This window comes from Nodosilinea sp. LEGE 07088 (genome assembly GCF_015207395.1).
GTDB lineage: Bacteria > Cyanobacteriota > Cyanobacteriia > Phormidesmidales > Phormidesmidaceae > Nodosilinea.
Map to the genome: position 1 here is coordinate 1 of NZ_JADEWX010000372.1, position 1395 is coordinate 1395.

General features: G+C 65.5%; 2 protein-coding genes. Both read left to right on the top strand.

The window, feature by feature from the left end; translation table 11 throughout:
• Positions 1-60 precede the first annotated feature (60 nt).
• Entirely contained in the window at positions 61-363 is a 303-nt protein-coding gene (locus tag IQ254_RS31065) for a helix-turn-helix domain-containing protein (protein ID WP_193969989.1), read from the top strand.
• Positions 364-371: 8 nt separating this feature from the next.
• A complete protein-coding gene (locus tag IQ254_RS31070) occupies positions 372-1334 on the top strand; it encodes an IS3 family transposase (protein WP_228041268.1) in 963 nt (320 codons plus the stop codon).
• Positions 1335-1395: the final 61 nt, after the last annotated feature.

Genomic DNA, 1395 nt, shown 5'->3' on the forward strand with positions numbered 1-1395 from the left:
TGTCTTGCCCCCAGGTTCTTGGACCCGATGGAATGTTAGACAGCCATCGAGGAGCAAGACATGGGACGGAAGAGCGAACTGCCTGCAGAGAAGCGCGTAGAGCTGGTGCTTGCGCTGTTGAGGAAGGAGGAGCCGGCGGCGCAGATCGCGCGGCGCGCGGGGGTCAGCGAGCCAACGCTGTACCGTTGGCGTGACGAGTTCATCTCGGGCGGCAAGGCGCAGCTCGGCGGCAAGGGGAGCGAGGGGCTGGCCGCGAAGGAGTTGGCCAAGCTGCAGCGGGAGATCGAGACCCGGGAGCAGGTGATCGGTGAACTGACGGTAGCGAATCGCATCCTAAAAAAGCTCTCGGGCCCGTCGCTCTGACTGCGGAGCTGCGGGCCATGATTGAGGCAGAGAAGGGCGCGTCGCGCCTGAAGCCGCTGCTGCGCGCGGTGGGCGTGGCACCCTCGAGCTGGTACCACTCGCCCACGCCTGAGCCGAGACGCCCTGGGCCGGCGCCGAAGCCGCTGGACGAGGGCCTGAAGGCGACCGTGGTGGCGTTCGCCGGGAAGTACCCCTGGTGGGGCTACAAGCGGCTGGCGATCGTACTGCGACGGGCCGGCCACGCGGTCAGCAAGAAGTTCGTGCATGCGGTGTTCAAGGCCGAGGGCTTGATGCAGAAGCGGCGAGCGACCAAGGCCGAGTTGCACCAGAGCGCCAAGCTGTTCGAGTTGCTGCCGAGGCGGCCGAATGCGCTGTGGCAGAGCGACGTGACCTACATCCACATCCCCGGGCACGGCTGGTGGTACGCGGTGACGGTGATCGATTACTACAGCCGCTATCTGCTGGCCTGCCATCTGACGCCAAGTTACTCGGCTCCCGAGGTCAGTGCCGCGATTGATCTGGCCGTGCAGGAGGCCGAGCGCCTGCATGGCAGGCTGGAGAAGATGCCGTTCCTGGTCACTGACAACGGCAGCTGCTTCCTGGCGAGGCACTTCCAGAAAGCGATCAAGGCGAAGTTCCAGCATGTCCGGACGCGCTACCGCACCCCGCAGCAGCTGGGCTTGCTGGAGCGCTTCCATCAGACGCTGAAGCGGGAAGAGGTCTACTGGCAGCTCTACGACAACCCGCAGGACGCCCGCGAGAAGCTGGCGGCATTCCGGGACCGCTACAACGCGATCCGGCCTCACTGGGCGCTGGAGCCGGCCGACGGCGGCGACGTGCTGACGCCCGAGGAGGTCTACGTGAAGGGTCGGGCCATTACCCTGCCGCGCTGGCAAGGCTGGGCCAAGGCAGCAAAGCGAAAGCTGGACGAAGCGATGGAGCAGGATGCAGAGTTGAGGCAAGCCGCCTGATCCGGAGCGGACTTACACAAATCCGGGATGAGCGGGTCCAAGAGAACTGGGTGGCAAGACA

Coding starts and splice junctions, on each gene's coding strand:
- IQ254_RS31065 (WP_193969989.1), top strand. CDS start 61: ATGGGACGGAAGAGCGAACTGCCTGCAGAGAAGCGCGTAGAGCTGGTG.